Genomic DNA, 14,732 nt, shown 5'->3' on the forward strand with positions numbered 1-14,732 from the left:
ATCCGCCGTGTGATACGCCGCGAACGCATGCCCCAACCCGTCCACCGGCCGCCGCCCCCGCTCCAACGACACCGACCCCGGCCGCCGCGCCAACACCAACGCCACCGAACCCGGCCCCGCGAGCCGCGCTTTCTCCAGCGCATCCGCCACCGCACCCCACGACCCCACCCGGCCCCACCCAGGACCCACCACCAAACGGGAAGCCGCACCCGGCCGGTCCAGCACCGACTCATCCACCACACCCCCCGCCCGCACACCCGACGCAAGCAACCCGCCCGGATGCAACTCATCCCGCAACGCCTCCAGCAACTCCAGACACCGCCGCTCCGACACACCACCCGACGGCACCGACACCGCCACCATGCCGTCCACGAGGTCCGTCAGTTTCCTGCGGCTCAGCACCCGGGGAGCGGGGTCCGCGGCGGTGACGGTGGCAGGCATCTCGCCGACTTCGCCGGTCTCGCCGGCCGGTCCCGGGGGCGCGCTCCTGACGGCGCCGCCGTGGGGCGTCGCCGAAGCCACCGAGGGCACAGTCGCCGCCGTAGTCGTCGCCGTCGTTGTGGCCGAGGTCGTCGCGGGCGGGGTCACCGGGGGCGCGGTCGTCGCGGGAGCAGCAGCCACGGCGGACTTGGGCAGCGGTTCCGGGACCGGGCGAGGGGCGGGCGGGACGGGCGGCACCGGGTACTCCGGCACCGCCTCCTGCCAGACGGGGCCGGAGGCCGCACTGGCGGACGCGGTGAGCACCGGATCGCCCTGGTCGTCCTTGCCGGACAGGTTCGTCGGGTCGTCGGTCCACCGCACAGGACGGCCCAGCCGCTGCGCCAGCCGCTTCGCCACCGCGCCGATGCCGGGAGCCGGCCGGGCGTGCGAAAAGACGACTTCGGTGCCCCTTCCCTTGGCTAGCAGGATGGAGTCGTTCGCCATCAGCTCCAGGAACTCACTGACCGGTATCCAGAACACATCGCCGTCGATGTCCAGCTGGATGATGTGCGGTTTCTGCGGGTCCAGTTCGATCCGCATCAGGTAGAGGTCCAGCTCGGTCGCCTGCCGGTTCTGGTTCAGGTTCCGGTTCCGCCACGGCGCGTCCACCAGACCGCCGGACGTACGGATCTGCGCAAGGTTCACCCGCGGCCACGACTCCCCCGTGAAGTCACGGCCGTTCCCCCGGATCCCGTCCAGGACCGTGTCCCTGTCGGTGACGGCGAACGCCCAGTTCACCTCCAGGTGGTACGCGGCCGCCACGTCCGTGTCGGACGCGTCCCGCCCCACGGCGAACGCCCGGGTGAGCAGGGTCCGCAGGCTCTCACGCTCCGGTCGGCCAACGGGGAGGCTCGGGTCCAGGTGGAGCACCCGTACGGCGAGCACGTCCACGTCCACACCGGGTTTGCCCAGCAGGTCCATGGTCCTGACCCACGCCCACAGCATCCGCAACCGCTGCGCCTCACCCAACGGAGCGGAGCTGAACAGGCTCAGGGCGTTGGCGGCCTCGAACCTCGCCGCACCCCCCCGCACCCACTGCGCGCCCAGCCGCACCACCGGCAGATCCACGAAGTCCCACCGCATGTCCACACGCTCGCCCCGCGGACCACGAGCCCGTGCATCCCACCACGCCGCCGCCGCGGCCAGCACCCGGCGGGCAACATCCTGATCCACCCCGGACGCCGCCTCCGGACGCGCCTCGATCACCCGCGACAGCAGATCCAGCGTCAGCGGACCCACCCGCCGGAACTCCCGGTCGGCCAGCCACATCTCGTCCACCGCCGCCACACCCCGCAGCAGCTCCCCGAAACCGGCACCGTCCTCCACATACACCCCGAACATCAACTTCAGCGCCCGCACCGCAATCAGCGTCCGCTCCCGCACCTCCGCCGACACCAGGCCACTCCCCGAGTGCAACCGGGCCACCACCGCAAGCCGGTCCAGCTCCGCACCCTCCGGATCCGGCCGCGGCAGCTCCCAATCCCGGGCCCGCCCCTGGGCATCGGCGAACAGGGCCCGCACGTACTTGCCGTTCGCCGACAGCTTTGTCTCCGTCTGCTGGCCGTAGGAGACACGCGCCCAGCGCCGCGCCCCGTTCACCATGTGCTGCCCCAGAGACAGCTCCCGCAGCGGATCGGCCACGAACACCTTGCGGTCGAAGAGGGTTCCGTGGGCGGGAGGACCCGGCGTGTCGCTGTCCTTGGGGGACGCGAGGGAGCAGCAGGCGAAGTCGATCCAGCGGTTCCAGGGCAGCCGGGACACCAGCCACTTCACCCAGGCCACCGCCTCACTCTCATCGATGAAGCGGTTGTACACGCGGTCCCCGCTCCACACCGACAGCACCATGTAGCCCGGCACGCCATGCAGGCTGATGCGGTACGCGCTGCTCTCGGGGAACGGACTGCCCTCGGGACCCGGACGCGGCAAATCCTGCTCCGGCGAAATGGTCTTCAAGTGGAATCTGTAGTCGACGTACGTCGTCATCTGGTCGAGACGGCGGTCGCCCTCCTCGAAGTCCCTCGCGTACTCGGCGGGTTCGAACGAGGCGTCCCCCATCCGCCCCCCGGTCATCTCACTGACGATCGGGAACATCACCACGTCGCGGTACCAGTCGGGCACGCTCTCATCGAGAACCGGCCCCTGGCCCGGCCGGAGCGGAACCCAGGCACCCTTAGGAACCCCCGGCCGCCCGACAACCGTGTCGATACTGCTCTTCCCGCCGGGCCGCGGGGTGACCTTCGCCTCACCGCTGTGCGGCCACACCACCAGACCCGTACGATCCGCCAGCTCCTGCAACAACGGGCCATACCGGCCCAGGAAGGGAACGGCCACCACGATCGGGGTGCCCGGAGGCAGACCCGCCCGCGCCACGTCCGCCGCCACCAGCTCCACGAACTCCTCGATGTCCGCGTCCCGCGTCGAACCGTCCGGCAGCCGCACCACCACCTTCTTCTTGTCCTTGTGCCAGTCGGCCCCGACGACGTACGGCCACTGCCTCTTCGGCCACGGCGTCATCCCCCCGGGGCCACCGCTCGCCAGGGAACCGTCCGCCTGCGGCGTAAGGACATCGCTCCAGTCCGTGTTCAGCTTCAGGGCGTCCGACCCCAGCCAGTTCAGACCCGGAACCCGGTGTCCCCCCCGCGTGAAGTAACCGTTCTGAGCCGGCCCGGTCGCCCCCAGCCTCTCCAGATGGAACGCCCCCAGCGCCGCCAGACTCCCCGCACGACCATCCGCCTTGGCGGCCCTCACCACCCCGAACAACTCCGCACGCACCGCCTGATCCACCGGCGCGCCCTCCCGCAGGTGAAGCACATGACGGGCCACCACGTCCACGTCAAACCGGCCGCGCCGGAACCGCAGGTCCCGCCCGTGCAGAGCCTCCAACAGCCGCTCCGCCGGAGACACGGCAATCCGCACGGCGAGCGGAACGGGTGGTGTGGCCGTCTGCGGATCAACCGGCGCGGTGAACCGCGAAATGCAGCCCCCCCGCATGGACATCACCAGCTTCGGCGCCAATGCCCACAATCCGGCACCGTTCGCGCCGGAAACCCCAGGCGCACCTCGGGCCGCGACCCCGCCGAAACCCTCGGACTCAGGGCCAAGCGCCCCGTACTCATCCCGCACCGCCCCGTCCAGCAACGCGTGCGCCACCGACGACGACTCCACGAACGGCTCCAGCGCGTCCGCCACCACCCGCCCGGACGGACCCACCACCACCGCTCGCGCGTCAAACAACAGCCCCACATCCGGCGGAACCTCCGACACCCGGCGCCCCTTGAGCTTCGACGCGTCAACCCACACCACACCGCCATCCGCCGTGTGATACGCCGCGAACGCATGCCCCAGCCCGTCCACCGGCCGCCGCCCCCGCTCCAACGACACCGACCCCGGCCGCCGCGCCAACACCAACGCCACCGAACCCGGCCCCGCGAGCCGCGCTTTCTCCAGCGCATCCGCCACCGCACCCCACGACCCCACCCGGCCCCACCCAGGACCCACCACCAAACGGGAAGCCGCACCCGGCCGGTCCAGCACCGAGTCATCCACCACACCCCCCGCCCGCACACCCGACGCAAGCAACCCGCCCGGATGCAACTCATCCCGCAACGCCTCCAGCAACTCCAGACACCGCCGCTCCGACACACCACCCGACGGCACCGACACCGCCACCATGCCGTCCACGAGGTCCGTCAGTTTCCTGCGGCTCAGCACCCGGGGAGCGGGGTCCGCGGCGGTGACGGTGGCAGGCACCGGGGCGAGGTCCGTGACCGGCACGGGGTCCATGGCGGAGTCCGGGTACGGCGCCGGGTCCGGGGACAGCGCGAGCGGCGTCACAGCGGAGGGCATCTCGCCGGCTTCGCCGGTCTCGCCGGCCGGTCCGGGGGGCGCACTCCTGACGGCGCCGCCGTGGGGCGTCGCCGAAGCCACCGAGGGCAGGGCCGGTGTGGCCGAGGTCGTCGTGGGAGCGGCAGGCCCGGTGGACCCGGGGAGCGGGTACGGCCGCGGGACCGGGTGCGGGGCGGGCGGGACGGGTGCCGCCGGGGCCTCCGGCACCGCCAGGTGCCAGACGGGGCCGGAGTCCGCACTGGCGAAGGCGGTGAGCACCGGCGTGCCCTGGTCGTCCGTGTCGGACAGGTCCGTCGGGTCCTCGGTCCACCACACAGGACGGCCCAGCCGCTGCGCCAGCCGCTTCGCCATCGCGCCGACGTCGGGAGCCCACTCGGCGTGCGAAAAGATGACCTCGGCGCCATTCATCCGCTTGGTCAGTGCGGGGTCTACCGCTGTCAGCTCCGAGTACTCACCGACCGGCAGCTCGAACACCTGGTCGTGGATGGTCAGCCGGATGGTGTCCGGATCCCCTTGGTCCAGACCGGCCCGCAGCAGGTAGGGGAGGAACGCGGCCGCCCGCCGGTTCCGGTTCCGGTTCCGCCACGGCGCGTCCACCAGACCGCCCGGCGTATGGATCTGCGCCAGGTTCACCCCCGGCCCCGACTCCCCCGTGAGGTCACGACCGCTCCCCCGGACCCCGTCCAGGACCGTGGCGATGCCGGTGTCGTCGAACGCCCCGAACACCTCCAGGTCGTACGCGGCCACCACGTCCGTGTCGGACGCGTCCCGCCCCACGGCGAACGCCCGGGTGAGCGTCTCCCGCACTTCCGCACGTTCCGTCGGGTCGACGTCGAAGTTCGGGTCCAGGTGGAGCACCCGCCGGGTGAGCGCGTCCGCGTCCGCACCGGGTGCGGTCAGCAGGTCCATGGTCTTGACCCACGCCCACAGCATCCGCAACCGCTCCGCCTCACCCAACGGACGGGGGCCGGACAGGTTCAGGGCGGTTGCGGCCTCGGACCTCGCCTCATCCCCCTGCACCCACTGTGCGCCCAGCCGCACCATCGGCAGGTCCACGAAGTCCCACGGCATGTCCACGCGTTCGCCCCGCGGCCCACGGGGCCGTGCCTCCCACGCCGTCGCCGCCGCGACCAACGCCCGGCGGGCGACCTCCTGATCCACCTCGACCCCGGCCCCCGCATGCGCCGCGATCACCCGCCGCAGCAGATCCAGCGTCAGCGGGCCCACCTGCCGGAACTCCGGGTCGGCCAGCCACATCTCGTCCACCGCCGCCACCCCACGCAGCAGCTCCCCGAAACCGGCACGGTCCTCCACATACAACCCGAACATCAACTTCAGCGCCCGCACCGCTATCAGCGTCCGCTCCAGCACCTCCGCCGACACCGGGCCACTCCCCGAGTGCAGCCTGGCCACCACCGCAAGCCGGTCCAGCTCCGCACCCTCCGGATCCGGCCGCTCCAGGGCAATCTCCCGCGGCCGCCCCTGAGAATCGGAGTACAGGGCCCACCTCCGCACGTTGGTCCCGGGCCGCTCCCCATCCGACAGCTGGCCGTAGGAGGCACGCGCCCAGAGTCGCGTCGCGTTCGCGGTGCGATGCGCCACAGAGATCTCCCGCAGCGGATCGGCCACGAACACCTCGGGGTCGAAGACGCTCCTCTTGGTGGGACCCCGGCTGTCGCTGTCCTTGGGGGAGCCGAGCCAGCAGTCGGAGAAGTCGATCCAGCGGACCTTGGGCCGCCGGGACACCAGCCACTTCACCCACGCCACCACCTGACCCTCGCCGACATAGCGGTTGACCACGCCGTTCCCGCTCCGCATCGCCAGCACCATGTAGCCCGGGATGGCATGCGCGCTGAGGCGGAACCCGTCGGCCTGGGAGAACGGACTGGCCTCGGGACCCGGACGCGGAAGCTCCAGCTCCGGCCCCTCGGTGTTCGTGGGGAAGCTGTAGTGGATGAACGTCGTCATCCGGTCGCTGACGCGCTCCGTCTTCTCGAAATTCCGCGCGTACTCGGCGGGTTTGAACGAGGCGTAGCCGGTCTCCTCTTCGGTCGCTTCGCTGACCACCGGCCACATCAGCACATCGCGGTACCAGTCGGGCACGCTCTCGTCGAGAACGGGCCCCTGGCCCGGCCGGAACGAGGCCCAGTCGCCCGTGGGAACTCCGGGCCGTCCGGCAACCGTGTCGATGCTGCCCGTCCCATCGGACCACGCGCTGACCGTCACCTCACCGCTGTGCGCCCACACCTCCAGACCGGTACGGTCCGCGAACTGCTGGAGGAACACGCCGTACTGACCCAGGAAGGGAACGGCCACCACGATCGGGGTGCCCGGCGGCAGACCCGCCCGCGCCACGGCGACCGCCATGAGCTCGATGAGCTCCTCGACATCCGCGTCCCGCGTCGAATCATCCGGCAGCCGCACCACCACCATGTCGCCACGCCGCTTACCCGCGATGACGCACGGCGCCGTCTCCTTCGGCCACGGCGTCGCCCGCCGGGGACCGCCGGCCGCCAGGGAACCATCCGGCTGCGGGACGAGGACATCGCTCCGGTCCATGTTGAGCTCCAGGGCGCCCATCGCCCCCATGACGTCAGGACCCAGCCAGCTGACACCCGGGATCTGGCTCCACTCCATCGTGAAGTAGCTGCTGTGGCCCGGCCCGACCGCCCCCAACAGGTCGAGGTGGAACGCCCCCAGCGCCGTCAGACTGTCCGCACGCCCGTCCGCCTCGGCCGCCCACACCAGCCCGAACAGCTCCGCACGCACCGCCTGGTCCACCGGCGCATTCGCCGGCAGGTGCAGCACACGACGAGCCGTCGCATCGACATCGAACACACTCTCCCGCACCCGACGGTCCCGGTCGTGCAGAGCCGCCAGCCGCTCTATGGCCACCGCGTCCCGGGAGGGGGTGATCCCGCCGACCGTCGCCTGCCGTTCCAGTTCCGCCGGGCCCGTCCCGTCCGGCGCGAACTCCACCACGCTCAGCGGCGGCAGCCCGGGAGCCGACGCGGCCGCAGGCGGGGCGGGCGCCTGCGAGGCGGGCGGGGCAGGCGAGGCCGGCGCCCGCGGGGCGACCGGCGCGACGAACACCCGCGAAGCGGAGTCCCCCGGCCCGGCGCCGTCCGCGGCGGGCACGTCCCAGCGCCGCCGCAGACCCAGATCGAGCCGCAGGATGTCGGCCAACTCCGCCGCGGACCGCAGCGCGGCCTCCGTGTCCGGTCCCCACATCAACAGGTGATCGGCGACCTGGCGCACCACGCTGCGGAAGCCGTCCCCGGCGTACCGGGAGTCGGCGAGCACCGCGTGCGGCTCCACCGGCAGCACCAAGGAGACGGCGGCGGCCCAGGCCCGGGCGACGTCCGTCTCCATGGCACCGCCGAGTGCCGTACCAGGTGCCGCACCGGCTGCCGCGCCCGCGAAGTCCGCGTACGCCGACGCCCACAGCCGCCGCGACGCGTTCGCCGCCACGTCGTCCAGTGCGTCCGTCCAGGGGCCGGGCCGCATCATCAGCACCCGGGCCAGCTCCAGCGGCGGGAGCGCGTGCACCGGCACCCGGTTGTCCCCGCTGTCCCCACGGAGCGCCATCTGAATCTGGGCCTGCTGGTCGTAGACCGGCGTGACGCCCGCGGCACGTACGTCGGCCTCGTCCAGGCCGGTGGTGGCGCTCGCGGCGAGCCGCGCCGCGACGGGATCCACGTCCTCCTCGGTCAACTCCCCCGCGATCCACCGGCGTTGCGCGTCGTCCCGCGGCACGACCGGGGCCTCGGCAACGTCACCGGTAGCGGCACCCCGCGCCCCGGCCAGGACATCCAGCGGGACGCCCAGGGCCCGCAGCCGCGCCTCGGCGTCCTCCAGCCGCTCGCGCGCCCGCTCGACCCCGGCCCAGACGTCCGGTTCCAGGTCCGGGTCCGCCATCAACGTGTCCTCGCCGCTTGCCCGCCCGGCCCGCTCCGCCGACGCGGCTCCCGCGGCAGCCTCGGCGAACGCGGTCCACGCCCCCGCGTGCGCGTTCCACGCGGGGACGAAGACCTGGTCGGCGGAGTCGGCGGTGTCGGTGGAGTCCACGGTGAGTGGCCGGGCGGCGGGGAGCTGTTCGACCCCCCTGGCAGCCCCGGGCTCGAACGGCCGCGGGGAGGCCGGGCGGACGGGCGCGGGGCTGCCAGGGGGCTCATCGGCGGCGCCCGCCCGGGGCACCGCCGGGGACTCCGAGGACTCCGAGGCCTGCTCCCACGCCCGCACGGGGGCATGCCGCGGCTTCAGGCCGAGGCGGGACAGCTCCAGCTCCATCCCGATCTCGCCCGCGGCCGACACCAGAGTGAACAGCAGCGCCTGCCACCACTCCAGCGGGGCCTGCCCGGACTCGGAGACGTGCGCGTTGACCGCCTCCATGTACGGGTTGACCACATCCAGCAGACCACTCCAGGTCAGCGGGGAAGCATCCCCCCTGCCCTCCCGCCACTGATCCAACGCGCGGAAACCACGCAACAGAGCCTCGAACGCCGCCTCGTCATCCTCCAGCAGCGGCCCGTACACCAGCCGGACCGCCCGCCACCACCGCGCCACATCCCCAGCCCGGTCCCGGTCACCGGTCACCCGCTCAGCCCACACGGCCAGCTGAACCGGCGACGGCTCCGGACGGAACCCCGCCAGCGAGTCACCCTCCTCCAGCCGGAGCCACGTCACCCGCCGCTGCCCACCGTTCCCGTCCGCCTCCCTGCGCGTCGCGAAACCGGGCTCCAAACCCCGAGCAGAGGTCCACAACCACCGGTCAAAGCGGTTGGACAGCACCTGACCCGCCACCGGCCACTGAAGCGGATCACGACCACGCGCATACGGACCCGCCACATCCGCACCCGCCCACCACACAGCCGTATCCCACGACGCCGCCGTCAACGCCGGGACACGCGCGAACAGATAGTCCACCACCCGTTCGTAGACGAACGACACAATCGACCCATCCTGGACCGGCAACCGTGCCGCGGCCCCGTCCCCGTCCACACCGACCAGGAACACCTTGCGGAACGGCACCTCCTTCCGCGGACCCTCCGCCACCACTGCCGATGCCCGGTATCCGTCGCCCTCCTCCGGATCCCACCGCACCTCCGTAAAGTGATCCACCTCCGGCAGCAGACCGTAGGCCCCCTGCCGACGCAGCCACGATCCGGCTGCTCCATCCCCCCGCAGCGACACCCCCACCTGCACATCCGACGCATTCCGGTGCTGCACCTGCGACACCTGATCCACCGGAACCCGGGTCCCGTCCAGCGCCTCGATCTCCGCCGGCCACACGATCACGGCAGGTGCCGGCAACTCGCGGACGGCCGTCAACGCCATCTCCGCGCTCTTGACGGCTTCGTCGACGCGCACGCGCTCCTCGACAGGCACGGTCCCGGTCGTCAGGAGAACGGCCACCTTCTCCACCGCCTCGGCCGCCAGCCGATACGCCGGACTGTCCGGGGACAGCCGGATGTGTCCCAGGGCATAACGGCCCAGGGCGCCGGCCACGGCCATCCCGTTCGCCATGGTCAGCACGCGCTGGTTCGGGCCCTCCACCTGCGGGACGCCGTCAACGAGCAGAGACACGAACGGGGCGAACCCCCAGACCACCGGATCGCCCAGAATCCGCTCCACCGACCGGCTCAGCACGTCGGGAGACAGCGGAACCGAGGCCGCCACCGCCCGCTCGTACATCGCCCTGCCGAGTTCCGCCAACTCGGCGTCTGCCTCCTCGATCTGCTCCTCGGTCATGGTCCTGTCGTCGAACCCGTACCCCCGCAGTTCCTTCACCATCAGCGCGACCAGCAGCCGGCCGCCGCTGGTGTCCAGGGCCGGGAACTCGTCCATGCCGACCGACTCGAGCGAGCCGATCCGCCTCCCCTGGGACGTACGCCCCGTCAGCGCGGCGGTCAGCTGCTCGCGCGGGGACGGCACATCGCCGGTCTCCCTGCTATCGCGGACCACGAAGTCGAAGAACCCGTCCGAAACGACTCCGCCCGGGCTGAAGAGCCGGAAATGGCGCTCCATTTCGGCCTTCAGCATGGCGTGGGCGATCGCGCTGAGCCCGTCATGACGCTCATCGAGGAAGCCCCGCGTGCCAGGCCGCAGAGCCCGCCTGTCACTGTCGAACGCGTGCCGCGACGCCACCGTCAGCCAGTTCTTGAGCAGTTGCGGTTGCGTGACGGTGAGCGGCCTGGCGGCGACGTGGGTGAACGCCCGCCACGCGTACCCCCAGACCTCGTCCACATCCGGAATGGCCGACAGGAACGCGACCAGCTCCACCGGCACCTCACCACGGCCGGCGACCTCGCTCGCGAACTTCCCCGCGACCCGCCGCCCGAAGTCCCTCCCTGTCGTGGTCAGAAGGAGCAGTTCTCTGGGCCATGCCCGATCGAGGGCGTGGTCATGGAGCATCCTGAGGCCCACCGCGGGGGTACCCAGGGAGAACTGCCCGTAGGAGCGGCCGTTGTGGCCCAGGGCAAGGGGATAGATCGTGGTCGCCCGGCCGACCTCGGTGATCTCCCACCCGGGAAGATCACCCAGAAGCTCCGCCAGCGGCCTCGGCCGCCCACCCCCCTCGAGCGTGCCCATCCGCGCCAGCCGGTCACGCACCAGCCTCCGCCGGGCCCTCGCCTCCTCCAGCGACTGCCACCGTTCACCCGGGACCAAGGCCGCCGGATCACCGACGACCTCCGTGATGGCGCCAGAGCCCCGTACGCTCTGCGGGGGCACTTGGGCCGCCATGTCAAAGGGCACCGGGAAGTCGGGGTGGCTCCATAGGGGGGCCTTGTCGACGACGATCTTGATCCCAGGGCCTTGCGCCAGCACCACCTTCGTGAGATCGGGCTTGTTCGGGGGCTCCGGGACGGAGATGCCGAGCCTCCGCAGAAGTTCAGCGGGGAGGGGGGCGATAGCGAGCGGATAGCGGTACTCGATCTCAGGGCCACTGGCCCCGTACTCATCACGCACCGCCCCGTCCAGCAACGCGTGCGCCACCGACGACGACTCCACGAACGGTTGCAGCGCGTCCGCCACCACCCTCCCGGACGGACCCACCACCACCGCCCGCGCGTCAAACAACAGCCCCACCTTCGGCGGAACATCCGACACCCGGCTCCCCTCGGGCTCCGACGGATCCACCCACACCACACCATCCGCCGTGTGATACGCCGCGAACGCATGCCCCAGCCCGTCCTCCGGCCGCCGCCCCCGCTCCAACGACACCGACCCCGGCCGCCGCGCCAGCACCAACGCCACCGAACCAGGACCCACATGCCCAGCGTCCTCGGCATCCCGCAGCGCATCCGCCACCGCACCCCACGAACCCACCCGGCCCCACCCCGGACCCCGCACCAGACGGGAGCGCGGACCCTGGTCCAGCACCGACTCATCCACCACACCCCCGGCCCGCACACCCGACGGAAGCAACACGTCCGGGTGCAACTTATCCCGCAACGCACCCAACAGCTCCAAACACCGCCGCTCCGACACACCCCCCGGCGGCAGCCCCTCCGCCATGCCATCCACAAGGACCGTCAGTTCCGCGCGGCTCCACACCCGGGGAGCGGGCGCCGGGGCGGGGACCGTGACCGGCTCGGGGACCGTGACCGTGGGGGTGTTCGTGACCGGCGCGATGGAGATCCAGTCGTCGGCCGTGTGCGGCCGGCCCGCCGCGTCCCGCCCCAGGGCGAGGGTGAGCTTGCCGGTGTCCCGGTTCTCGTAGATGTCGGCCTCGCCGTACGCGGTCCGCGCCCGGTGGCCCGTCGCGAGGCTGGTCGCGAGGAGAAGGCCGTCAACGGCGTCCCCTTCCTCGGCGGGATCCGAGTCCGGGAGCAGCCACACGATCTCGGCGTCCGGCGGCAGCGCGCGCACGTGGGGGTCGTGGGAGAGCAGGGCGGCGGCGTCCTCCGGCGGCACCACTCCGGACAGCAGGTCGGAGCCGAGGTCGCCGCGCGCCCGGATCACCCAGGGCGCCGGGCCGCCGGGCCGGTGCCAGGGCGCGGTCCCGGGCCCTGGACGGGAGGAGCCGTGGTCGATCGTGCCGTCGCGCCGGTACCGGACCAGGGTGACCTGGCTCGGGTCGAAGTCCAGTCCGGCCTTGCCCGGTCCGTCCAGGTGGCGGCCGAACGCCCGGTCCCCGGTGTCCCGTAGGAGGGTGTGCGAGCCCAGCATCCCTTCGCGTTCCAGATGGAACGCGCCCAGCTCCACGGTGCTGCCGATGTCGCGGCCGGCGTTCCGTGCCCGGTTCACCAGCCGGTACAGCTCCCCGCGGCGCTCGGGGTCGGGGCGGTCCAGATGCAGGACGCGGGCGGCGAAGGCGTCGGCGTCGCCGCCGTGGTCCCAGACGCCGGAGACACCCTGGCGCGCGAGGTGGAGCCCGGCCAGCACCGCGAGGCTGGGCGTGTTGTCCGCCGCGTCCAGCGCCAGGCGGAACAGCTCGGCGCGCTCGTCGGCGGTCACGGGCCCGTACCCGTCCGGTGCCAGCACGTGACGGGCGAGCGCGTCCAGGTCCAGCGGCCCGCCGGCCAGTTCCGGGACCTTCGCCCGCAGGGTGTCCAGCCTGCGCAGGACCTCCAGTGCGGTGTCCGGCCCGTGTGCGGCGTACGGGTCGGACAGGCCGTGCAGGCGCGACAGGGCGTCGAACTCGGCAAGGGCGGCGACATACGGGTCGCTGTCGTAGAGGTTGTCGTCGCGTGCCGGGTCCTCGGCCGGCGCCGGGGGGCCGTCCGGCGGCCGCACTGCCGCAGGCTCGACGGGCTCTGCGGGCTCTGCGGGCTCTGCGGGCTCGCCGGACCGGGCAGGCGGGGCAGCGGTGTCCTGGACGGGAGGGATCTCGTTCCGGGGGCCGAGGCCGTCGTCGGCCGGCCGCGCCTTCGGCTCGCCCTTCGCGCCCTCCGGCCCGTCCGGCGGGAGGACCACGATCGCCGGGGGCGTGTTCCTGCGGGGCGGCTTCGGAGGCTTGGTGGTGCGGTGGTTGCGCGGGGCGCCGGGGTTGCGGTCCTCCTCGGGCAGCGCGGCAAGGTATTCGTCGCCGCGCTCGTACACCGTCACGGCGTTCCCGACATCCTCACCGCGCGCCACGCCGAAGGTGTCGATCGTGCCGTTCTCGTGCACCAGGGTCAGGTGGAGGTCCGCGTGGCGGGCGAGGAGTTCCGCCGCGAGCAGGGCGGTGGAGCGGTTCCACCGCCGGGCCGCGAACAGCTGGGCCCGGATGAGGGCTTCCTCCTGCTGCCGGGTCAGCGGCAGGGGCAGCCAGGGCAGCCGGCCGCCGCCGCGCTCGAACTGCCGCCGCTGGCCGTCGGTGAGCCCGATCCCGGCCACCGCCAGCTCCCCGGCGCGGAAGGTCGCCCGCGGGTCGAGCCGCGCCGTGCTGGGCAGCGGCAGGTAGGCCGACCAGGACAGGTCCTGGGGCTGGTACTCGCCGCCGTCGGGGAGGCGCAGCCCGGCCGCGTTCATGGCCATGGCCATGGCGGCGTAGAAGCGGTTTCCGTCGCCGGGTGGCGCGACGAGCCGGTGCGCGTAACCGTCGGGGTCCGTCAGCCGGTTGAGGTCCGATGCCGCGTCGTACTTGGGCTCCGGTTCGGACTCGTCGTCGGTCAGGCCCTCCCAGGTCCACGGGCGGTGGGCGTGGGCGGGCAGCGCGTCGTCCGCCGGGGGCTTGGCGGGGGTGGCCGGGGCGGGGGCGGCCGGTCCCGCTTCCACCTCGTCCGGCAGTACGGCGCGGAAGCGCTCGTCGGCGAGGTGGACGACGACCCGGGGGGCGTCCTCGGGCAGCGGCCGCTCGGGGTCCGGGGCGTAGTCGAGGAAGCTGCCGTCGTCGCGGACGACGCGGACACCGATGCCGTGGATCCGGGCCGCGAGCGCGGGCACGAGGTCGGCGGCGGCGTTGTCCCAGGTCTGCTTGTTGACGTGGGCGGCCAGGCGGCGCAGCTGCGCGGCCGCCAGACCGCGGCGCTGGGCCGGGGCCAGCGGCTGGTGGCGCCGGTCGGGGGTGGGCAGGTCCCCGGCCGAGTGCGGGATCACGCCGAAAGCGTCGAACTCGCGGCGCTCGGGGGTGCCGGTGCCCAGGTCGAGCCCGGCGGCCTCGACCTCGGCCGCGCTGAAGGTGTCCTTCTCGTCGGGGACGAGGTAGGCCAGCAGCGGGGAGTCGTCGGGGAGGGCGGCCAGTGCTTCGGCGTACCGGGCACGGAGGGTGTCGGCGTCGTCGGTGATCCGGCCGTGGGCGGCGATGAACGCGTGGTAGAAGGACTTGCCGTCCTCGGGCACGTCGCGCAGCGGGTGGGTGGTGCCCTCGGGCGAGGTCAGGGCGGGCGAGCCGTCCGCAAGGACGGTGGCGGGGGTGTAGACCGGCAATTCCTCGGATTCCTCGGTGACCGTCTCCAGGAGTGCGGTCCCTGTCCGGCCCG

General features: G+C 72.8%; 1 protein-coding gene (cut by both window edges). It reads right to left on the reverse strand.

All 14,732 nt of this window come from inside a single coding sequence — locus tag ACWY4P_RS21780, lonely Cys domain-containing protein, on the reverse strand. Of the gene's 56,337 coding nucleotides, 20,053 precede the window and 21,552 follow it; the stretch shown corresponds to coding positions 20,054-34,785 (codon 6,685, partial, through codon 11,595, complete); the first complete codon in reading order (the gene reads right to left) occupies nt 14,728-14,730. Both codon boundaries (start and stop) fall beyond the window edges.

This window comes from Streptomyces sp. LZ34 (assembly GCF_053890475.1).